This window comes from Lysinibacillus sp. GW823-FHT02G10, assembly GCF_058797135.1.
Map to the genome: position 1 here is coordinate 1,732,349 of NZ_JBXAJI010000001.1, position 20,320 is coordinate 1,752,668.

The 20,320-nt window shown below is 39.0% G+C and carries 20 protein-coding genes; 9 read left to right on the forward strand and 11 right to left on the reverse strand.

Going from position 1 to position 20,320, the window contains the following annotated elements; all coding sequences use genetic code 11:
* Position 1 precedes the first annotated feature (1 nt).
* From AC1RFD_RS09055 to AC1RFD_RS09070, 4 genes are all read left to right on the forward strand, one after another.
* Entirely contained in the window at positions 2-274 is a 273-nt protein-coding gene (locus AC1RFD_RS09055; RefSeq protein ID WP_009370241.1) for an energy-coupling factor ABC transporter substrate-binding protein, read from the forward strand.
* A gap of 5 nt (positions 275-279) precedes the next feature.
* Positions 280-1,053: a cobalt ECF transporter T component CbiQ gene (cbiQ, locus tag AC1RFD_RS09060; protein ID WP_492474846.1), complete on the forward strand. Its 774-nt coding sequence runs from the start codon at positions 280-282 to the stop codon at positions 1,051-1,053.
* Positions 1,050-1,886: an energy-coupling factor ABC transporter ATP-binding protein gene (locus AC1RFD_RS09065; protein ID WP_048392341.1), complete on the forward strand. Its 837-nt coding sequence runs from the start codon at positions 1,050-1,052 to the stop codon at positions 1,884-1,886. The genes cbiQ and AC1RFD_RS09065 overlap by 4 nt, the downstream gene beginning before the upstream one ends.
* Positions 1,887-2,033: 147 nt before the next feature.
* A complete protein-coding gene (locus tag AC1RFD_RS09070) occupies positions 2,034-5,531 on the forward strand; it encodes a S8 family serine peptidase (RefSeq protein ID WP_492474847.1) in 3,498 nt (1,165 codons plus the stop codon).
* A gap of 97 nt (positions 5,532-5,628) precedes the next feature.
* Here AC1RFD_RS09070 and AC1RFD_RS09075 read toward each other — a convergent pair whose 3' ends face one another.
* Both AC1RFD_RS09075 and AC1RFD_RS09080 read right to left on the reverse strand, forming a co-directional pair.
* A complete protein-coding gene (locus AC1RFD_RS09075; RefSeq protein ID WP_048392339.1) occupies positions 5,629-6,069 on the reverse strand; it encodes a GNAT family N-acetyltransferase in 441 nt (146 codons plus the stop codon).
* Positions 6,070-6,187: 118 nt separating this feature from the next.
* Entirely contained in the window at positions 6,188-7,276 is a 1,089-nt protein-coding gene (locus tag AC1RFD_RS09080) for a glycosyltransferase family 4 protein (RefSeq protein ID WP_115673362.1), read from the reverse strand.
* Between the two features lie 256 nt (positions 7,277-7,532).
* Between AC1RFD_RS09080 and AC1RFD_RS09085 the strand changes: the two genes are divergently transcribed.
* The 3 genes from AC1RFD_RS09085 to AC1RFD_RS09095 are packed head-to-tail and all read left to right on the forward strand — an operon-like array spanning position 7,533 to position 10,042.
* A complete protein-coding gene (locus AC1RFD_RS09085; RefSeq protein WP_016993848.1) occupies positions 7,533-8,132 on the forward strand; it encodes a glycosyltransferase family 2 protein in 600 nt (199 codons plus the stop codon).
* A gap of 30 nt (positions 8,133-8,162) precedes the next feature.
* Positions 8,163-9,191: a polysaccharide biosynthesis protein gene (locus AC1RFD_RS09090; protein WP_054549192.1), complete on the forward strand. Its 1,029-nt coding sequence runs from the start codon at positions 8,163-8,165 to the stop codon at positions 9,189-9,191.
* The gene (locus AC1RFD_RS09095; RefSeq protein ID WP_492474848.1) at positions 9,188-10,042 is read left to right on the forward strand and encodes an SDR family oxidoreductase; all 855 of its coding nucleotides are present in this window, start codon (positions 9,188-9,190) and stop codon (positions 10,040-10,042) included. The genes AC1RFD_RS09090 and AC1RFD_RS09095 overlap by 4 nt, the downstream gene beginning before the upstream one ends.
* Before the next feature lie 47 nt (positions 10,043-10,089).
* Here the strand turns inward: AC1RFD_RS09095 and AC1RFD_RS09100 are convergent, their stop codons facing one another.
* Genes AC1RFD_RS09100 through AC1RFD_RS09110 form a run of 3 tightly spaced genes read right to left on the reverse strand, consistent with a single transcriptional unit; the run spans position 10,090 to position 13,551 of the window.
* The gene (locus tag AC1RFD_RS09100; RefSeq protein ID WP_492474849.1) at positions 10,090-10,842 is read right to left on the reverse strand and encodes an alpha/beta fold hydrolase; all 753 of its coding nucleotides are present in this window, start codon (positions 10,840-10,842) and stop codon (positions 10,090-10,092) included.
* A 24-nt stretch (positions 10,843-10,866) separates the two neighbouring features.
* Positions 10,867-12,105 (reverse strand): DNA polymerase IV, encoded by a 1,239-nt coding sequence (locus AC1RFD_RS09105; protein WP_004231271.1) that lies wholly within the window; start codon positions 12,103-12,105, stop codon positions 10,867-10,869.
* A gap of 48 nt (positions 12,106-12,153) precedes the next feature.
* The gene (locus tag AC1RFD_RS09110; protein WP_004231269.1) at positions 12,154-13,551 is read right to left on the reverse strand and encodes an aminotransferase-like domain-containing protein; all 1,398 of its coding nucleotides are present in this window, start codon (positions 13,549-13,551) and stop codon (positions 12,154-12,156) included.
* 128 nt (positions 13,552-13,679) lie between these two features.
* Here AC1RFD_RS09110 and AC1RFD_RS09115 point away from each other — a divergent pair, with 128 nt between their 5' ends.
* Positions 13,680-14,843: an aminotransferase-like domain-containing protein gene (locus AC1RFD_RS09115; RefSeq protein WP_492474850.1), complete on the forward strand. Its 1,164-nt coding sequence runs from the start codon at positions 13,680-13,682 to the stop codon at positions 14,841-14,843.
* A gap of 42 nt (positions 14,844-14,885) precedes the next feature.
* On the opposite strand, the gene AC1RFD_RS09120 is transcribed toward AC1RFD_RS09115, so the two are convergent.
* The gene (locus tag AC1RFD_RS09120; protein ID WP_054549190.1) at positions 14,886-15,440 is read right to left on the reverse strand and encodes a helix-turn-helix domain-containing protein; all 555 of its coding nucleotides are present in this window, start codon (positions 15,438-15,440) and stop codon (positions 14,886-14,888) included.
* A 113-nt stretch (positions 15,441-15,553) separates the two neighbouring features.
* On the opposite strand from AC1RFD_RS09120, the gene AC1RFD_RS09125 reads away from it, so the two are divergent.
* Entirely contained in the window at positions 15,554-16,141 is a 588-nt protein-coding gene (locus tag AC1RFD_RS09125; RefSeq protein WP_279496359.1) for a LysE family transporter, read from the forward strand.
* Positions 16,142-16,182: 41 nt separating this feature from the next.
* Here the strand turns inward: AC1RFD_RS09125 and AC1RFD_RS09130 are convergent, their stop codons facing one another.
* From AC1RFD_RS09130 to bioD, 5 genes are all read right to left on the reverse strand, one after another.
* Positions 16,183-16,305 carry a hypothetical protein gene (locus AC1RFD_RS09130; protein ID WP_004231260.1) on the reverse strand — a complete coding sequence of 41 codons (123 nt, stop codon included), beginning with the start codon at positions 16,303-16,305 and terminating at the stop codon, positions 16,183-16,185.
* Between the two features lie 318 nt (positions 16,306-16,623).
* A complete protein-coding gene (gene bioB, locus AC1RFD_RS09135; protein WP_112118343.1) occupies positions 16,624-17,619 on the reverse strand; it encodes a biotin synthase BioB in 996 nt (331 codons plus the stop codon).
* On the reverse strand, positions 17,616-18,209 hold the full coding sequence (locus tag AC1RFD_RS09140) for a biotin transporter BioY (RefSeq protein WP_259950828.1): 594 nt from the start codon (positions 18,207-18,209) through the stop codon (positions 17,616-17,618). Before AC1RFD_RS09140 ends, bioB begins: the two co-directional genes overlap by 4 nt.
* Positions 18,202-19,578 carry an adenosylmethionine--8-amino-7-oxononanoate transaminase gene (gene bioA / locus AC1RFD_RS09145; RefSeq protein ID WP_342556790.1) on the reverse strand — a complete coding sequence of 459 codons (1,377 nt, stop codon included), beginning with the start codon at positions 19,576-19,578 and terminating at the stop codon, positions 18,202-18,204. The genes AC1RFD_RS09140 and bioA overlap by 8 nt, the downstream gene beginning before the upstream one ends.
* Positions 19,559-20,263, reverse strand: a complete 705-nt coding sequence (bioD, locus tag AC1RFD_RS09150; protein WP_492474851.1) for a dethiobiotin synthase — start codon at positions 20,261-20,263, stop codon at positions 19,559-19,561. Before bioD ends, bioA begins: the two co-directional genes overlap by 20 nt.
* Positions 20,264-20,320: the final 57 nt, after the last annotated feature.

Sequence of the window (20,320 nt, forward strand, 5' to 3'; positions counted from 1 at the left end):
AATGAAGAAAAATTTATTGTTATTAGCAATTGTTGTGTTGTTAGCCATCATTCCCTTATTCATACAAAAAGGTGCTGAATTTGGTGGTGCTGATGGAGAAGCAGAAGCAGCTATTGGTGAAATTAATGCGGAATATGAACCATGGTTTGAAAGTCTATGGGAGCCACCAAGTGGTGAAATCGAAAGCTTATTATTCGTGCTACAGGCAGCTATAGGAGCTGGCTTTATTGGCTACTTCATCGGCTATATGCGTGGCAAACACAAAGAAGGTTAACCATTATGTTACTCATTGATAAGTATGCCTATCTGAATAAGCTAGCGTCCGTTCATCCGCTAGAAAAAATGATATTTTCACTTGGACTACTTCTCATAACGCTCATCATGAGAGATGAACGACTTTCACTCATTACATTTTTTGTAATGAGTGCTTTTATCATTTTAGGTGCAAAAATTCCGCTTGCATACTACGGCAAATTATTATTGCTACCTAGCTTTTTCTTATTAACAAGTCTCGTATCTATTTTACTTTCCTTTACATCATCAACGAATACACTCCCTGCCCATATTTGGTCGTTTACATTTAGGAATTGGACTGTCTTTATCGGGAATGCAAGTGTGTTAGCAGTGCAACAGCTGTTCTTTATTGTCCTTGGCAGCATTAGTTGTTTATACTTTTTAATTCTAACCACTTCCGTACAAGGAATATGTTATGTGCTACGACAATGGCGACTCCCCTCTTTATTAGTGGAGCTCGTCGAACTAACCTATCGTTTTATTTTTATGTTTTTAGAAAGCATGCAAAATATACATCTCGCCCAGCAAGCACGTCTTGGCTATCATTCACCGATGCAATGGCTACGCTCTGTCTCCATGCTTATTGTGGCATTATTTGTGGAAATGTTTCAGCGTAGCCGAGAGCTCAACAATGCCATGCAATCACGTGGAGGCGAGGCCGTCTACTGGCAAGAGATGGGCTCTTATAGCAAGAAAAATTGGCTAGGCATGGCAGCTATTTTACTAGTCCTCATCGTATATGGAGGGTATTTTACATGACAGCATTTTATTTTGAACTCAACCAATTATCTTATGCCTATGCGGATGGTACGAAGGCGTTGTCAGATATTACATTAGACATTCCAAAAGGTAAAAAAATCGCCATACTCGGACATAATGGCGCAGGAAAATCGACTTTATTTCAGCATCTTAACGGTATTTTAAAACCTACAGCTGGAACGATTGTATTCGAAGGCAACGATCTGGAATATAGTCGAAAAGCTTTAAAGGCCCTACGCCAAAAAGTCGGCATTGTTTTTCAGAATGCAGATCATCAGCTTTTTTCAGGGACCGTCAAGCAAGATATAGCATTTGGCCCATTGAATCTCGGCTGGTCTACTGAAAAAACGGAAGAAAAAATAGCATGGGCCGTTGCGCAAACCGAAGTGGAAGATTTGCTTGATAAACCCATTCATTTTTTAAGCGTAGGTCAGAAAAAACGTGTAGCAATGGCAGGTGTTTTAGCGATGGAGCCCTCTGTCCTTTTGTTAGATGAACCAACAGCAGGTCTTGATAATTATTATGCTACACAAGTATTACAATACTTAGCCAAATTAGATGATGGTGAGAGAACCATTTTACTAGCAACCCATGACATACCTCTCGCCTATGAATGGGCAGATCTAATCATTGTTATGGAGGCTGGAAAAATTATTTATAACGGTGATCCAATCACCTTGTTTTATGAAGACGAATTGTTACATCGCGCGCATCTTGAACGTCCATGGATTTTTGAAATGGTCATAGCTTTGCAAAAAAAGAAGCTATTGCAGGAAAATATCAACATCCCTCGTTCCAAGCAGGAGCTACAACAATTAATAGAACAGATCTAAAGCTTTTAATAATGCTAGGTTTTTTCGTTATACCTACCAAAAATTAAAATAGCAAAGAAAAATTTTCCTCCATTACGAAACTTTTCTAATCTTTGTCCGTATTAATATAGTCGAGATTTAATTTATAACACCAAGGAGAGATAACAATTGAAAAGTTGGTATAAAAAATCAGTCGCTGTTGTAGCATCTGCTGCACTCATGGTTCCTGCTGCTTCTGCCTTTGCTGAGGCACCTCAGCATAAAGCGAAAAACATGCTGGCAAACAGTGGCAAACAAACAGAGAAGAATGAAGAAAAATGGATGAGTAAGGATACAATTGTTATCAAGCATTCAGGTCTTGATAAAAACGTACATAAAAAAATTGGCTCCAAGGTCATCCGCTCCATTCCTTCATTAGGGTATGATGTTGTACAACTAAATAAAGGCGTATCGATCGAAAAAGCCGTCTCTTACTATTTAAAGCAAAACGGAATATCAAGTGTATCTCCTAGTTACATCTATCATTCTTTTAATAAAGAAGCTGATCCTAAAAAACAAGAGATGTATCATTTAAACTTACTGCAAATGGATAAGGCACTAGAATTAGCAGGCAACCATGATGTCACAGTTGCTGTCATTGATTCTGGTGTAGATTTTAAACACCCCGATCTAAAGTCACAAGTACTTCCACCCTATAATGCAGCAGCACCTGCTAATACTACTTATTCAGGCGATCACGGAACACATGTGGCAGGTATTATCGCCGCAGCAAAAGATAATGGCGTAGGTGGGCATGGGATTAATCCGAATGCAAAGTTACTGCCAATTGATGTATTTAACGGCAAAGAAGGTGCTAATGATTTCATCATTGCACAGGGTATTCTTTATGCAATTGAGCAGGGCGTTGACGTCATTAATATGAGTCTAGGAGGCTATGGTGAATCTCCCCTGATGAAGGAAGCCGTTCAGAAAGCGATTGATAGTGGGATTACAATTGTGGCGGCCGCAGGAAATGAATCGACAGATGAATATTCCTTCCCCGCTTCTTTCGAAGGTGTCATTAGTGTTGGTTCAACAAACGAACGTAACAAACTATCGAGCTACTCCAATTACGGACCATCTGTGGATATTGTTGCACCAGGTGAAGACATTTATAGTACCGTTCATGATGCGAAGAAAGGATCATCTTTTGTCAAGTTTAGTGGAACATCCATGGCCTCTCCTGTCGTGGCAGGTATCGCCTCTCTTCTTAAATCCAAAGACCCATCTTTAAAACCGCATCAAATAGAAGCGATTTTAGAAATGACCGCACAAGATTTGGGCGAGAAAGGCTATGATCTTACTTATGGTCACGGATTAGTTGATCCTGTAAAAGCATTACAATTTGATTTAAATAAATTGCCTAAGCATTATTCAGAGACAAAGGAAGATCGTATTAAGAACGCCAAGATCCTTGCTAAAAATAAGCTAAATACAGAACAGGGTGCTTTTGAACAGCAAGACGAAAAGAAATGGTATAAAGTCGATTTAGAAGAAAATGAATATGCTCAATTAACATTAAAAGGCGCTGACAAATACGACTATGCCTTTGATTTATATTTCTACCCAAATAGCGGGATTGGTGATGTAGAGCCTATCCATGTCAATGATGTTCGCGTAGGAAAAAAAGAAGGTTATCTATTTAAAGCAGATCAAAAGGGAACGCTTGTCATTGGTGTCAAAGATCATAATGGAAGCTATAGTTTAAAAGGCAAATCTACTTACATTTTTACAGCACAAACGACGAAGGACTTGCCAATTGATACAATAGACAAGTCTACGATGGAGCCTATTAAAAAGTTCCCATATAGTACAGCAGGTAAAAACTATACATTACTGTCAAAAGATCAACAACAAGATCAAGATTACTTCACGTTCTCTGTCAAAAAACCGACGACGTTACAATTTGATCTATCGGGAATTCCTGGTGTCACTGCCTCTATGGAGCTTTATCTAAAAGATGACTTTAATCCTGTGCCACCAGAAGAAATCGATCAAGCTGAAAATGATGAAGGTGAAGAAGAAGCCTATCCAATGCAGACCGCTTATGGTACAGCAAAAGGTGAACCGGTTCGTATGATTATCGACGCTGTTCCAGATCAAGAGTACGTTTTAAGTGTATCTAATGAAAGTAATAGCGAGTTTTCTATGGAGATGTTCTTTAGTGGCGGCATCGAAAAAGAAGAAACGATCAGTGAATCGATGATCCCTTACACATTAAAAGGTGAAGTAGTTTCCCTCCCACCTGATGAGGATGGTCTACCTGTAGATGAAGCCATGATCGAAGAAAATGTTCCAGAGAGCCCATTACCGCTTATAGAAAACAACATAAAAAAACGTAATGAAATTGACAGCCTGATGAGTATGTTATTGAATCCTACGGCTTCAGGCAATCTAGAAAATGTTGACCCTATCATTAAGCAAGCAATCCGCTTTGAAATAGGTGACGATCAAAAAGCTTATTTCCAAACAGATTATGATGAGGATTATTTCTTATTTAAAGCGAAGGAAGACGCCCTTTATAGCTTCAGCTTTTTGAAAGGCATGAACCAAATGCCGACAGGTACAGTGTTTGAATATGATGAAGAAACAAAAGAATTAATTCCCGTTTCTTCCTTAACTAATGACCTTGGTATACTGGCACTACTACTTGGTTCAGCTGGTAACGAAGACGATGCAAAGGTCATACCATTGAAAAAGGACAAAACATACGTGGTAGCCGTTGTCAATGCTGGAGAACGATCTGCTGAGCCTTATACATTGAAAACAAAGAAAATAGGCGATATTCCAGCAGAGTACAATCCAAACAATCATGAGGAAGCAAAAGCGCTAAAAATTCAACTAGGTACTACTTATAGAGACCACCTGATTTATCAAGATGATGTAGATTATTACTACTATAAGCAACAAGGCAATGATGAGGTCATGAGTCTGCTTCTTTCTTCAGTTCCTTTTACTAATGAACAATTGGCTCAGCTACCTAAAGAACTGCAAAAAGACTTGAAATTTGCAGGAGCTATTATCGAAGATACGAACGGCAATATGAAGATTGATGCCAAAGAAATGGAGACAGAAATTCCATTTGGCTTAGGTGATAATATTCTTGAAATGTTACTTGGAATGATGGGTACAAACGATGTAAATACATCGTTTAAGGCGAAGAAGGATCGAGGCTATTTTATTCTAGTCAACAGCATGGGGCTTGGCCAAGTATCGATTCAGCCTTATACATTAACATTGTTTGATCATAAGCATGTGGATGAAGATGCGGATTCAAAATTAGTAAATGGAGTACCTAGCAAGCCATCTGTTCTTGTGAAAAAGGATGAGAAATGGGTTGCAACGCAATATTTAAATGCAGGTATACCATTTGGTGATAAAGACTATTTTGAATGGAATAACGATCAGAAACGCGAAGTCTTCTTCTCACTCCAAACAGAAAAAGCGTTGGATGGTGTTATTCGAGTGTTAGATGCAAACGGAAAAACCGTCAAAACATTCGATCTTTACGGTGTTGGTGATGCCGAGGTTGGTACGGTGGAGCTTGATGCAGGCAAATACTATATTGAAGTAAGTGAGTTTGATGGCAAAGCTAGCACACAACCCTATACGCTTGAAATAAAATAGTTAGAATTAAAAATATCCCCTAGATCAAAACGATCTAGGGGATATTTATGATCTGAAAGAAGCATTTTCATCCAACGATGAGATTCACCACTTCGGCTTACATAAAATATTTAACATAATTACAATATTCATCTTGCTTCATTTGTAGCTTTTCATAAAGCTTACGTGCATTTACATTATCAGCCGCCGTTTGTAACGTGACATAGCGAGCATACTGTTGCTCACAATAATGAAATACCTTTTCCATCAATGCCTTGCCCACCCCTAGGCCTCTAGCATCTTCTGTTACATAAATATCATTTAAAATATAGGCTCGCTGTAAAGCAATGGACGAAAATGTTGGATATAATTGTGTAAATCCAATTATCTTGTCATCCATCAGCGCGATAAAAATGACGGATTCTTTCAAGGCCAATCGTAATTGTAAAAATGCCTTGGCACTGCTTATATCTGACTCAATTCCATAAAATTGACGATATTCATCAAACAGTTTTGCTAAGTCCTCTAGTTCATCCATTGTTGCTTGTAGTATTTCCATTCTAGTCTCCCCTTGTGTCTACCCATGATTGTCTAGCTTTATAAAACTAGTTTTTATTATATAGGAAATACTGGTATAAAGAAAAGAATACTCCTCTCAATCCAGAAAAGATTCACTTTTATTCACCTAAATAATTGGCAACCTTCTTGACGATCTGCCTCCAATTTAATTCCTTGCGGGCAAATGCTTGAAGCTGGACACAAGTATCTGCCAATAATGATTCCTGTGCTGCAACTTGTTGCAATGTCCGACCTATCGCCTCCCAATCATGTGTAGGATGGATTGTACCAAAACGCTGTTGTTGTGTAATATCAGCAGCACCATCCACATCTGTTGTCACGATATAGCAACCATTTTTAGCTGCCTCCGCAAAGACATGGGCATAGCATTCGACTAAAGACGTTAAGCAAAAAATTTTAGCCTTACGATACTCCTCTTCTAGCTGGACCTTATCAAAAATAGGTCCTACCATCGTTACTTGAGCGGCAAGCGGATGACTATCTAGTAATAGTCTCAGCTCTTCTTGAAATGAGACTGACATCGGCCCTACTAAACGAAGCTCCCAATCTGGCAGTTGTGCTGCTAAAAATGCCTTGACTGTCAAAATTGTTTGCTTCTCTGGTGCATCCAATCGCCCAACTGTTAGAATTCTATTTTCTTTCTCGTGAAACGGCACTGGCTCTGTGGGAAAATGTTCATAAAAACCATTGGGTATATGTTTCACATCCAATTGTGAAAAGTCTTTGATTGCTGTTTGAATAGATATGCATTCAGAGGTAAGGAGATCACAAAGCTGCAACAACTCTAAAAAATAGGGATAGGTTTTTAATCGATTTAGCCAAAATCGATTGACATCTAATTTCATATAAATTTTGCCATTTGGATTAAAATGCTTATAGGTTTTCAAAATAGCTAAATAGGATGGATAGGGTCCAATAGCAAAGGCAATGTCGATGTCCCTTGCATGTTGGGCTAAATAAGCATTCATATTCACCACATAATCATCTTCAAATGGTACAGACTCAAATTTTACAGTGGGAAAGACTTGTTGAAGTAGAGCTTCATTCATTTCTGTCGTGACAATAGTGACCTCATAGCCTAAATGTTCCCCCAATAAAATAGGCACTAGACACAAATCTTTGAAAATATGGGCATCCGAAAGTTTGTAAGATTCCACGCTACAAATAAATGCTATTCTTTTTGTCATCGTATCCCTCTTTCTAAAAAAAGCGCTCTCGCTAGTTTATGACCTCTCTTGCTAAATGTGCTTATGTTAGTAAATTTTCGTCTTTCTTATGCCATATCTCTAGTAAACATAAAAATTCTATCTAAAAACACTCTCTTAAAAACATCCTAAAATAAGCAATTGCCTACAGTAGCACTACGTCTACGCATATTGTATTAAAGGATCTACTCAGTCACATGGAACAACTCTACTAATGAACATAGAATGGAGGGATCAGATGAAGATTAGTTTTTTATCACCTGCATTTAATAGCGAAGAATGGATCGTAACGATGCTTGATAGTATTCCTAAAGAATATGCCTATGAAATTATTGTGGTAGATGATGGCTCTACAGACAATACGCTAGCCATTTTACAGGATTATCAGAAAAACTGTGCAGCTTTAAAAATCATCGTTCACCCAACGAATTTAGGTGCGAGTGTTGCCTACAATCGCTGCATTGCAGAAGCAACAGGAGATTATATAGCCATCATCGATAGTGATGACCACTATTTACCTGCTATTCGCAATGTACTAGCACAAGTGGATGGCACATTTGATATTTACTACTACAACATGATTATTAAAAATGGCTTTGCTTTTATTAAAGATGAATCCAACCGCTATTCCTTGCCTGGGCAATTTAAGATTATCAGGAGAAGTTTAATTGGAGATGCGAAATTTACGATACGCAAAGATATTGCAGGAGATTGGGATTTTAATTGCGCCCTGATGGATAAAAATCCGACAAGTAAATATACTAACGAATTTGCTTATTGGTACAACTACCCTAGGGAGAACTCAGAATGTGACCTACATCAAAGAGGATTGAAATAATAGCATGCAGGAGGTGTAACGAACTATACAATGTTTACAGATAAAATATTATTGATTACTGGAGGCACGGGCTCTTTCGGGAACGCCGTATTAAAGCGATTCTTAAATACGGATATCAAGGAAATTCGGATTTTTTCAAGGGATGAAAAAAAGCAAGATGATATGCGAAAACACTATCAGCATACAAAAATTAAATTTTATATCGGGGATGTCCGCGATATTCAAAGCATTCACAATGCGATGTATAATGTTGACTATGTATTTCATGCCGCCGCTCTCAAGCAAGTTCCCTCCTGCGAATTTTTTCCCTTAGAAGCTGTGAAAACCAATATTTTAGGAACAGATCACGTACTAACAGCCGCCATTCAAGCTGGCGTCAAGAAAATCATTTGCCTGTCAACAGATAAGGCCGCGTACCCTGTCAATGCGATGGGTATATCCAAGGCAATGATGGAAAAAACGTTTATTGCAAAGTCACGAATGGTTGACCCTCACCATACCCTAATTTGTGGCACTCGATACGGTAATGTCATGGCTTCGCGAGGCTCGGTTATCCCATTATTCATTGAACAAATAAAGGCTGGGAAACCTTTAACGATTACGGACCCTCATATGACACGTTTTATGATGAGCCTTGAGGAAGCGGTAGAATTGGTATTGTACGCATTCTCACATGCTCAAAACGGGGATATTATGGTGCAAAAATCACCTGCTGCCACAATAGCAAATTTAGCACAGGCTTTACTTGAGATCTTTCAAGCAAACAACGCCATGCAAATTATCGGAACACGGCACGGAGAAAAAATGTATGAAGTATTATGTACGAAGGAGGAAGCAGCAAAAGCTATTGATATGGGCCATTTCTATCGAATCCCCGCGGATAATCGGGATTTAAATTATGGAAAATACCTCGATGAGGGCTCTCCAAAAATTACATTAACGGATGAATATAACTCGAACAATACCCAACAATTAAGTGTGGCTGACATTAAAGTAAAGCTATTAACATTGCCTCTTATACAAGAAGAGCTCCTTCATTGGACAGGAGGAAAACCATGAAATTTTTAGTGCTCGGTGCTACAGGCATGGCTGGTCATACCATTGCCATCTATTTATGTGAACAAGGGCATGATGTAACAACATACTCTCGAACCCCTTTTCCCTATGGCAATAATAGAACAGGTGATGTGACAGACTCCCATTTTTTAAGGTCGCTACTACTAGACAATGAGGTAGATGTCGTCATTAATTGTATTGGTGTTTTAAACAATGCTTGTGAGGCTCATCCTGCCCAAAGTGTTTTACTGAATAGCTATTTACCGCATGCCATTGTATCTCTCCTTGAAAATCGTCACACAAAGCTTATTCATATAAGTACCGACTGCGTATTTTCAGGCAAAAGTGCTCCCTACTATGAAAATAGTGTACTAGACGGGGAAACCTTTTATGACCGCACCAAAGGTATAGGGGAAGTGAATAACGACAAGCACATAACATTTCGTAATTCCATAATTGGTCCTGATTTGAAAAAGGATGGCATCGGACTCTTCAATTGGTTTATGCAACAAAAAAGTCCCGTCTATGGCTATTCGGGTGCTATTTGGACGGGAGTGACAACACTTACTTTGGCTAAAGCCATTGAACGTGCTGCACAACAAGATTTAACAGGACTCTATCATCTCGTCAATACGACAAGTATTTCTAAACTCGATCTACTGCATCTATTTAATAAGCACTTCCTGAACAACAGTATAAAAATTCTTCCTCATCACGTTGTTCAAATCAATAAAACATTAATAAATACAAGAAATGACTTTTCATTTATTGTCCCTAGCTACGAAGAAATGATGATAGAAATGAAGGAATGGATATTGCAGCATAAACACTTATATCCTCACTATTTTCAATGATCCATACATCAACTCCATTATGGATGACGATTCGTAATGGGGTTCCCCTACCGAATAACTGTCCCTTCAGGTAATTGACCATCCTTAATCCAATTCTCTACAAAGCGATTAAAAAATGCAGGCTGGGCTAATGAGACGCCGTGACCGATGTTCTTCAATAACACACCCTTGCTATTTGGATGACTTCGCACAAGTGCTTTAGCGGATTTTCTCATGTTGCTTTTCTCTTTTTCTCCCACAGTTATTAGGATCTTTCCTTGAGCTTTGTTAAAGTCAGCTGGGATGGAAAACGACATATTTTCTCGCAAAATTTGAATCAATGTATCTACTTTCATCGTGGCACTCTCTTGATAGTAACGCTCAAAATAGTCTTCTTGAATGTACAGGGCTTTTGCTTGAAGTTTCGCAAATGTTTTATTTTTTATAAGCGGAAATGACAGCCGAATAAACGGTTGAAGCATCCTTTCCACAGTAGGAGAGGGTATCACGAGCGCACTATTGATGATCGTAAAATCGATTAAACTAGGCTGTAGACTTAGCATTTGAATAGCGATTTGCGCTCCTAAAGAGAAACCAATTACTATAACAGGCTTCCCATTGGCTTTTTTCTCAATAAGCAGAAGAAGCTCTTTCGCACTTTGTTCAATGGAAAATGGATTGTGTGTCATTAGCTCAGGTATAACACAGTGATAATGGGAAAAATGGCGAACTTGCTGATCCCACATCCACCCTCCAACGCCCCCTCCATGAATAAACATCATGAAAGGATTGTTAGCATCCCCATACTCCTTGTATTGCATAGATACACCTACTTTCATTCTTTCTCATTCATGGTCATCTAAAAAATCTTTACTAAAGCTTGTTTGTGATTGATAGGAGGAACGTTTCCCTAAATCTACACCACGTTTTATAATCCCCTTGCCAAACCGTCCCTCAATTTCATCGACAAGCTTGAGAATCGGTTCATCTTTCGCATGCTCCTGAAAATCAAATATCGATAATTGCTGTGAATAATCTTTACGATCCACCACATTGGAAACCGTTACACCAAGTAATCTTACAGGAGATTCATCCCAATGCTTATCAAATAAAGTACAAGCAATGTCGTAAATTTCTTCATAACGATACAGGACATTGGACATTGTTTTCGAACGTGTATGATTATGCCAATCAGCATCCCGAATTTGAATGCTCACAGTTGAACCTGCTAAGCGCTTGGCATCAAGACGCTCCACCACTTTTTTACATAGACCTTCGATTGTTTTATGAAGTGTACGAACATCTGTTACATCTTCTGGTAATGTTGTTGAATTCCCAACGCTTTTCGTATCAAAGATTGCCTCAGGATCGACCATGCGCTGATCCACCCCATTGGCCCTTGCTCGAAGCCGTACCCCATTCTTCCCTAAAATTTGCTTCATTTTAAATTCTTCTGTCTTAGCTAAATCACCTATTGTAAAGATGCCTTGTGCATTTAATTTTTTAGCAGTACTTGCTCCAATCCCATGCATGTTGACAACCTCACGATGCCATAATTGCTGTTCAATATCCCGTATTCGTAGTACGGTAATCCCCATTGGTTTCTTCATATCAGAGGCTGTTTTCGCTAAAAATTTATTCGGTGCAATACCGATGGAACAAGGTAAATCCAGCTCAGCTAAAATGCGCGCTTGTATTTCCTGGGCAATACTTAAGGCATGCCGTTCCTTGCTTAGCTCAGTCACATCCAAGTAACCCTCATCAATCGAAACAGGCTCTACTAATGGTGTATAGCTTCGAAGAATGGTGAACATTTCTTTAGATGCATGACGATACTTTTGAAAATCTGGAGGTAATAACAATAGCTCAGGACATTTACGCTTTGCTTCATGAACAGTCATAGTTGTATAAATGCCTAGCGCTCTTGCTTCATATGAACAAGTTACTAAAATGCCACGCCGTTCCTTTGGGTTCCCTGCAATTGCGATAGGCTTCCCCTTTAAACTTGGGTCATGTGCTTGCTCCACAGAAGCATAGAAACTGTTCATATCCACATGCAAAATAACACGCCCTTTATGTGCCATGTTCATCACCTCGTTTCTTTCTTAGCCTTATTATACGCCCCATAACCTCTAATCAACAAATGCATAATCACCATTACTTTCGAGGAGGTCCTTTAAAATAATTAACGCTTGCTCAAGTTGAGATTCTGGCGCTGCAATGGCTAAACGAACGGCATTGACAGGCTTTGTATTCCCTACGGCAAAGCGTTCCGCTGCATAGACTTGTACACCAGCTTTCGAAGCTAACAATTCAAATTGAACACCCGTAAATTTGTCAGGCAATTGGAGCCACCTAAAAATACATTCCTCATCCCCTAATATGTGATAATCCCCTAAATACTGATCGACAAGCGCATTTTGCTGCTTGGCATATGCTCGGTGTTTTTCTAATATCGTTTGGGCAACACCTTCATGGATTAATCGTGCTGCAAGCTCCAGCATGATAGGAGAAACAGAAATGTTGATATTATAGAGTGTCTCCATTATTTTTTTACGTAGCGCAGGCGGTGTCACAAGGAAGGATAATCGTAAACCAGGTGATAGTGTTTTAGATAGGCTAGCAATGTAAATAACCTTATCAGGTGCATAAGAAGCAATCGGAGCAAGCGGTTGCTCCTTGAGAAAGCTATAGATAGCATCCTCGATTACAAGCAAATCCTTCTGTCTTGCCACGTCTGCAATCATTTTTCTTGTTTCTACTGACATCGTATGAGTCGTTGGGTTATGAAAATCAGGGATCACATAGATTCCTTTGATATGTTCATTTTTACAAGCATATAGTAATCCTTCTTTTGTCATTTCACCCTGACATTGTTGGATAGCCACAAGCTGGATACCAAGCATATTTGCAGCTGTTTTAATGCCTGCATAGGTAATTGGATCTGTACCAATGCGGTCGCCTGGCTGAAATAAAGCTGCAAGGGTTCCCACAATGGCATTTTGTCCGCCTGCTCCTAGAAGAATAGGCTGGTCTGTTTGAAAATTTACTAGTTCGAGTAGCTTCATCACGGCTTCGTTTTGCCATGCATTGCCCTCAGGTCGTCCATATTGAAATAGCATGCTAAAACTAGGTTCGTTTATCATTTTCTTCATAAAGCGTGTAATATCATCATTAACAAAATTATCTGGTAAAACCGAGCCCATTTCAATGATAGGTGTGGCATGGTTGGTTGGCAGTAACATTTTATTGCTAGCCGCATCTGTTGAAACGAATGTACCGCTGCCAATCGAGGCATAAATTAATCCTTTTTGGCCACAAAGCTTAAAGGCTCTTGTAATCGTACTCAAATTCACATCTAAAAAATCAGCTAATTCACGCTGGGGTGGCAATTTTGTGCCTGGTACTAGCTTTCCATCCTTAATATCTTGTTCTAGCTGATGTGCGATGGCTATATATAACGGAGCAGAAATATTGCTAATATCCGGCTTCCAACTCATTGGATACTCGTCAAATGAATTAATAGGCATTCACTAGGCCCTTCTTTCTCTTAATTTGCATACAATAGTTTAATTGTCTTGCATACAATGATAATATTGTATGCACACGATGACAATGATATAATTTTTAAAAAATCAGAAAAAAAGGACCGATAATTATGCAATATTCTGAAAGAATCTTAAAAACACCATCCTCATTTATTCGAAATATTTTAAAAGTGACAGATGCAGAGGACGTTATTTCCTTTGCGGGCGGGCTTCCAAACCCGATTTCTTTCCCGATTGAAGCATTGAGAGCATCCGTAGACCATGCTATTACAGTAAATGGCAGCCGATTATTCCAATATTCATCCACACAGGGTTATGCACCATTGCGTGAATATATTGCCGCGAAATATCAACGTGTCCATGGACTTGATGTACATGCTGACGATGTCTTTATTACTACAGGTTCACAGCAAGCGCTTGAACTAATTGGTAAAGTACTTATCAATAAAGGCGATGGCATTATCATCGAAGAGCCAGGTTACCTAGGGGCTATTCAAGCCTTTACATTAACAGAGCCAACTTTCCATGGTGTTACGCTAGAAAATGATGGTCTTAACTTAGAAGAGTTAGAGCGTGCTCTACAACAACCAAATGTAAAATTCATTTATACGGTGCCGAACTTCCAAAACCCAACAGGACTCACATATTCGAAAGAAAAGCGTGAGCAAATTTGCGAAATAGTGGCAAAATATGATGTTGCTTTAATTGAGGATGATCCATACGGAGAGCTACGTTTCCAAGGGGAGCCACTTCCATATATCGGTGCTGGTAAATTAGAAAATAGTATTTTACTAGGTTCTTTCTCTAAAACGGTCACACCAGGCATGCGTCTTGGCTTTATTATCACAAAAAACAAAGAGCTTTTGCAGCATATTGAAACAGCGAAGCAAGCGTCTGATCTTCATACTAATATTTTTTCACAATATGTTATCTACGATTACTTAGCAAGTAATGATTATACCGAACATGTAAAGAAAATTATTGCTTTATATAAAAATCAGTCGGATGCGATGCTTGATGCTATGCAGGAGTTTTTCCCTGCCCATGTTGAATATACACGACCAGAGGGTGGCATGTTCATTTGGGCAACAATGAAGGACGGTACACCGGCCCTTGATGTATTCAATAAAGCGATGGAACAAAAGGTAGCCTTCGTGCCTGGCGATCCATTCTACACATCAAAAACGAATGTGAATACAATGCGTCTTAACTATACAAATGCAACACCTGAAGTCATCCGTGAGGGAATTAAACGTTTAGCTAGTATTTTATAAAACGAAAACGTATAAACGCTGTGAAAAGCGTTTATACGTTTTTTAATGTGGATAGTAAATAGTCATACTAAGTCGTGTTACTGTACTACCTGGATTGCTGTATGTGTGTGGACGGTCAGCCTTAAATCGTATGGCATCACCACTTGTTAATCGATAATCCTGACCCTGTATATGGATGATTAATTCCCCATCAAAAACGGTTATATATTCCTCCGTTCCTTCTCGATGAGCCTCAGCATCTAACGTTCCATTTTCTTTGATTTCAATTGTATATATTTCAAAACGACTATCCTTTTGATAGGGGAAATGAGGATAAACCATATATCGGCCATGATCTTCCTTCAATACTTGAATTTCTTTACCGCGAATAACCTCCGTCTCAGGTTGGGGAGGATGAATAAGCTCTGTAAACGAAACCTTTAATCCATTTGCAATTTTCCAAATTGTTGTCAAAGTTGGACTGGATTCTCCCCTCTCAATTTGACCAATCATCGTTTTACTCACGCCACTAAGCTGAGAAACCTTCTCTAAGCTTAATTTCTCCCTTTCTCGAATTGCCTTTAAATTTCTCGCAAAGACGAGATGAATTTCTTCCATCCAAAAGCCCTCCTTGTATGTACAATATAACGCACGTTTTGTATAATAAAAAGACCGACGTTATACAGTCTATTTCGTGCATTATATCATACAACTTGAAAGAAGGGATTGTTTTGCCTGTATTTTCCTTTTTATTATTTATCATCATTACAAGCTTTACACCTGGCCCGAATAATTTTATGGCGATGGTTTTTGCTAAACAATATGGCTTAGCGAAAACGATTCCATTCTGTTTAGGTGTAGGGATTGGTTTTTTCATCATTATTGGTCTTAGTAGCTTTTTTAACACGATCATGTTAAACATTTTACCTGCCATTGAATTACCCCTAACCATATTTGGTGTAGGCTATATGTTGTACCTGGCTTATAAAATTTTAACAAGCAAAGAATTAGAGGATCACGACAATGAAGAAAAAAAACGAAACCTATTTTTTTTAGGAGCGTTCGTTCAATTTATTAACCCAAAAGGTATTTTATTTGGTCTTACTGTTGTCGTAACTTACATCCTACCCTACTACTCATCCTACATAAGCTATCTACTCTTCTCGTTCTTTTTAGCGCTAGTAGGGGTAATCAGTACATTTAGTTGGGCATTATGTGGCTCCGTTTTTCAAAAAGCACTACAGCAATACCGAAAACCATTTAACATGATTATGGCACTATTATTAATGTACAGTGCTGTTTCCATTGTTGTACATTAAAAAACAGCCCTCTGTCGGTAGAGGGCTGCTTTATCAGCAACTCATTTTGTATACGTTAAAACGGCATTTTTCTTGAATTTTGCTAAAGCTTCTGTTGCCTCATTTTTGCTCGCGTACTCAAAAATTCGAACGTCCTTTTTATCAAAAACTGTAATAACCCACATGTGAAAAGCTCCCTTCACTCATTATTTTTGTAATATAACAACCACCAAAATTTGTGATATGACTTATCAACTGTTTTATAACAATTCCTTACTTGATTCTTATTTTACGCTGATTTTTTTAAAAAGAAAGCTTTATGTGAAGGTCTTCACAAACTGTTCAATTTCAAAACGCTTTCATTGAACAATTTGTGAAAACCTTGATTTTATAGGTATATCCACTGCCAGTGATGTCAGGTCTATCCGTCTCTTTTCACTACAACCAAAAAACCGTACAATAGTACGGTTTTTGCTGTAGTAGTAGATTTACATGTCATAAGTTTAACAAAATACTTCTTCTTGTTTATGTGTTAATTCTATTTCGAAGCCCAAATCCTCCAGCATGCGATAATCGCTATTCGCTTCCTGTCCTGCTGTTGTTAAATAATCCCCAACAAAAATACTATTAGCTGCATAGAGACCAAGTGGCTGAAGTGAGCCCAAATTGATTTCACGACCACCCGAAATACGGATTTCCTTTGTCGGATTGATGTAGCGGAATAAAGCTAAAACCTTTAAACAATAACGGGGATTTAAATCCTTAGTCCCTTCTAGCTTTGTGCCATCAATTGCATTTAAAAAGTTTACAGGAATAGAATCAGCGTCCAATTGATGGAGGGCGCGTGCAATATTGACGACATCCTCTTTTGTTTCCTTCATCCCAATAATGGCACCCGAGCAAGGTGAAATTCCATGCTTTTTCACAATCTCTACCGTATTGACACGATCCTCATATGTATGTGAGGTCGTGATGAAGGAATGATGACGTTCCGATGTATTTAAATTATGATTGTAGCGATCCACCCCCGCTTCCTTTAGTTGCTGTGCCTGTTCTTCTTTTAGTAAGCCAAGACAGGCACAAACCTTCAAGCCATACTTTTCTTTTATTTCAGCAACCGCCTCACTCACGACATTGACATCCTTACGTGTTGGCCCACGACCACTGGCTACAATACAATACGTCCCAATCTTATTGTCAAACGCTCGTTTTGCACCTGCTAAAATTTCCTCTTTTGTAATAAATGGATATTTCTCAATAGGAGCCGTTGATTTAGAGGACTGGGAGCAATAGCCACAATCCTCGGGGCAATATCCGCTTTTGGCGTTCATAATCATATTCAATTTAACTTTTTTACCATAATAATGACGACGAATCGTAAAAGCACCATCCATAAGCTGTAATAGCGCATCATCCTCACTATTTAATATGGCAAGTGCCTCTTCATTGCTAATGATCTTTCCAGCAATAACTTCTTGTGCTAATTGGTAATAATTCATATTACATTCTCCCCCTCTACGTGTGAAAATTTCACATTTCTTGCTGACTGAAATACTTTATACAAGCGCTCAGCTAATAGCGCTGATGTAATAGCTAAGCAAAAATCAGCGACAATACTACTTAAAAAGCCGACAACAAACACATGTGACCAGCTTGACTTCATGTCTAACCAGAAATTCAATGCTACATACAAATAAGGAACAGCCACAGCATAAATAATAACCAGCCCAATAATGGTTGCTGCAATAAAATGCTTTTTCGTCGGCGTCTCAATCCTTTCAATAATGAACCCAATCACATAGGCGGCTAGGGCAAAGCCAATCAGATAACCAAAAGTTGGCTGTAAGACATATGTGATACCACCACCCTGTGTAAAAACAGGTAAGCCTACTAAGCCCACGCTGACATAGACAAGTTGACTATAAAAACCATTCCGACTACCCAATAAACAGCCTGCTAAAAATACAAAAACAATCTGTAATGTAAACGGTACGACAGGCAATGGAATTTTAACAAAAGCTCCGATTGCTGTTAGAGCAGCAAACATGGCAATCATGACTAGCGCTAATGTTTGTTGTCGCTTACCCACCCTTAGCCCTCCTGTCCTGGAAAAATTGTTCGATTGTCTCTTTCGTTGTATGAATCATAAATGACATTTCCTCTTCAGAAATAATATAAGGTGGCATAAAATACAGAACATTGCCGAGCGGTCTGATGAGTAAGCCTTTCGTTAAAGCCCGTTGATAAATTTGATAGCCGATACGCTCCTCACTGGCGAACGCTTCCTTTGTCCGCCGGTCCTTTACTAGTTCAATTGCTCCCACTAAACCAACTTGTCGGTATTCACCCACATAAGGCATATCACAAAAAGCTTCCATGGCTAACGCTCGCATGTATTGTCCCTTGTGCTGAATCATCTCCATCACTTGTTCCTCTTGAAACATCGTTAATACTTCCAGTGCCACACGACAGGCCAATGTATTGCCTGAATAGCTATGCGAATGTAAAAAAGCCTTCATTGTTCCGTAATCATCATAAAAAGCGTCATAGATTTGCTCCGTCGTTAAGACAACTGATAAAGGTAAATAACCACCTGTTAGCCCCTTTGATAAACACATAAAATCTGGCATGATGTCCGCTTGTTGACAGGCAAATAATGTACCGGTCCGACCAAAACCTACAGCAATTTCATCTGCAATGAAGTGCACATCATAATGTGAGCACAACGCCCGTAAGCGCTGTAAATAGACAGGTGGGTACATTTTCATACCTGCTGCAGCCTGAATTAATGGTTCAATAATAACTGCTGTGATTTCCTCATGATGCGCTTGAAGTTGTTCCTCAACAAATTGACTACATGGTGCATTACAGCTTGCTGGATCTTCCTGAAATGGACAGCGGAAGCAATCTGGCCCTTTAGCACGAACAGTATCTAATAACAGTGGCTGGTAAACTTCATTGTAAAGCCCTACCCCTCCTATGGATAAAGCACCAATAGTTTCTCCATGATAGGCATCCGTCAAGGCGAGAAAGCGCTTTTTTGCTGGTTTCCCCGTCTGCATATGGTATTGAAAGCTCATTTTCAGTGCAACTTCAATAGCAGATGAGCCATTATCGGCAAAAAAGACTTTATGTAATCCCTGTGGTGCTAATGTGGTTAATTTTTCAGCCAATTGTATGGCTGGTTCATGTGTAAAATTAGCAAAGATCGTATGCTCTAATGTAAATGCTTGCTCACTTAAAGCTTTGCTAATACGCGGATTGGCATGTCCAAATAAATTAACCCACCAAGAAGATACAGCATCCAAATAACGCTGATCATGTTCGTCATAAAGCCACACGCCTTGCCCCTTTTTTATGACGATGGGTGGAAATGCCTCATAGTCCTTCATTTGTGAGCATGGATGCCAAACATGACGTAAATCTCTTAGCTGTAAATCAGTTAATGCTTGTTTCATAGTTAAAAAGCCTTTCAAACAGTGTTGTGTGCGTCATGGCATAATCCTTTAGCTGTGACAAATTTTGTAGCTTTGGAATAATCGCATAGGGCAAGGGATGGTACTGTAAAATCGTTTGTATATTATCTTGCTCCATACTGCTACCTGTGTTCCCATTAAACACTATGCCAAGAACGTCAACTTCACGAGAGCGCAATGCCTCTATTGTTAATAATGTGTGATTGATCGTCCCTAGGGATGTCCTTGTAACAAGCACTACTGGCAGCTTGCTACTGACGATGACATCAAGCAGCGTCATCCCATGGAGAGCAGTAAAAGGAACAAAAAGCCCACCCGCTCCTTCACATATCACAACATCATAGGACGCTTGTAATAATTGAATCCGCAATAATAGCTCATTGACATCAATTTGCTGCCCCTCCAGTTGCGCAGCAAAATGTGGCGATGCAGCTTCTCTAAATGAATAGCTATTGAGATGCTCTTGTTGAAGCTTTTGTAAGGAATACTTTTCATACATGGCTGTATCATGATAATAGCCACGACCGTTTTCGTATACCTCTCCTGTTTGCACAGGCTTGTATGGTGAAACTTTCAAGCCTTGTTTTTGTAAATGACACATCAACATGGTGGTGACAATTGTTTTCCCAACATCCGTATCTGTACCGACAACCCAAAAATGTTGCATTGTTAACCTCCCTCTTTTAAGTTAACCATTAACAATATTTAAGTTAACACATATATT

Coding starts and splice junctions, on each gene's coding strand:
- AC1RFD_RS09080 (WP_115673362.1), bottom strand. CDS start 7,276: ATGACAAAAAGAATAGCATTTATTTGTAGCGTGGAATCTTACAAACTT.
- AC1RFD_RS09095 (WP_492474848.1), top strand. CDS start 9,188: ATGAAATTTTTAGTGCTCGGTGCTACAGGCATGGCTGGTCATACCATT.
- AC1RFD_RS09115 (WP_492474850.1), top strand. CDS start 13,680: ATGCAATATTCTGAAAGAATCTTAAAAACACCATCCTCATTTATTCGA.
- AC1RFD_RS09065 (WP_048392341.1), top strand. CDS start 1,050: ATGACAGCATTTTATTTTGAACTCAACCAATTATCTTATGCCTATGCG.
- bioB (WP_112118343.1), bottom strand. CDS start 17,619: ATGAATTATTACCAATTAGCACAAGAAGTTATTGCTGGAAAGATCATT.
- bioD (WP_492474851.1), bottom strand. CDS start 20,263: ATGCAACATTTTTGGGTTGTCGGTACAGATACGGATGTTGGGAAAACA.
- AC1RFD_RS09105 (WP_004231271.1), bottom strand. CDS start 12,105: ATGGCACATAAAGGGCGTGTTATTTTGCATGTGGATATGAACAGTTTC.
- AC1RFD_RS09100 (WP_492474849.1), bottom strand. CDS start 10,842: ATGCAATACAAGGAGTATGGGGATGCTAACAATCCTTTCATGATGTTT.
- AC1RFD_RS09120 (WP_054549190.1), bottom strand. CDS start 15,440: ATGGAAGAAATTCATCTCGTCTTTGCGAGAAATTTAAAGGCAATTCGA.
- AC1RFD_RS09055 (WP_009370241.1), top strand. CDS start 2: ATGAAGAAAAATTTATTGTTATTAGCAATTGTTGTGTTGTTAGCCATC.
- AC1RFD_RS09075 (WP_048392339.1), bottom strand. CDS start 6,069: ATGGAAATACTACAAGCAACAATGGATGAACTAGAGGACTTAGCAAAA.
- AC1RFD_RS09090 (WP_054549192.1), top strand. CDS start 8,163: ATGTTTACAGATAAAATATTATTGATTACTGGAGGCACGGGCTCTTTC.
- AC1RFD_RS09085 (WP_016993848.1), top strand. CDS start 7,533: ATGAAGATTAGTTTTTTATCACCTGCATTTAATAGCGAAGAATGGATC.
- AC1RFD_RS09110 (WP_004231269.1), bottom strand. CDS start 13,551: ATGCCTATTAATTCATTTGACGAGTATCCAATGAGTTGGAAGCCGGAT.
- AC1RFD_RS09130 (WP_004231260.1), bottom strand. CDS start 16,305: ATGTGGGTTATTACAGTTTTTGATAAAAAGGACGTTCGAATTTTTGAG.
- cbiQ (WP_492474846.1), top strand. CDS start 280: ATGTTACTCATTGATAAGTATGCCTATCTGAATAAGCTAGCGTCCGTT.
- bioA (WP_342556790.1), bottom strand. CDS start 19,578: ATGAAACAAGCATTAACTGATTTACAGCTAAGAGATTTACGTCATGTT.